This is a genomic window from Pantoea sp. 18059 (assembly GCF_902706165.1).
Classification (GTDB): Bacteria; Pseudomonadota; Gammaproteobacteria; order Enterobacterales; family Enterobacteriaceae; genus Pantoea; species Pantoea agglomerans.
Genome location: NZ_CACSJS010000065.1, coordinates 1 through 401, shown reverse-complemented (window position 1 = coordinate 401; position 401 = coordinate 1). Strand labels below are relative to the sequence as shown.

At 68.8% G+C, this 401-nt stretch carries 1 protein-coding gene; it reads left to right on the top strand.

Annotated features, from left to right (window positions below):
- On the top strand, nt 1–401 hold a 401-nt coding region (locus GVJ63_RS22080; protein WP_200843145.1), incomplete at both ends, for a triphosphoribosyl-dephospho-CoA synthase.

The window sequence follows — 401 nt, the reverse complement described above, 5'->3', positions numbered from 1 at the left end:
ATCGAATCCGCGTTGGAGAAGCCGCATTTTTGACCTGTGCGTTCAGGACAAGCGGCACGCTTCGGAACCTTGGCCCGAGCGCGTGGCGGATCTCGCGCACGCGGCGCTGATCGATGAGTTGGAGACGTGGCCCAAGCCCGGTCTCGTGAGCCCGATCGATTCCGGCAGCCACCACGACATGGACGCCGGCACCCTACGCCGGAGCGCGGCGGCGATCCGGCCCTTCTTCGTCGCGCTCGTGTCGGCGGGCTGCGAAGGCGCCGGAATGGCCGACCTGCGGGCGATCGGCTTGCGGGCCGAGGCGGCGATGCTGGAGGCGACCGGCGGCGTCAACGCCCATCGCGGCGCGATCTTTTCCCTGGGGTTGATCTGTGCCGGCGCCGGTGTGACCGGGAAAATCC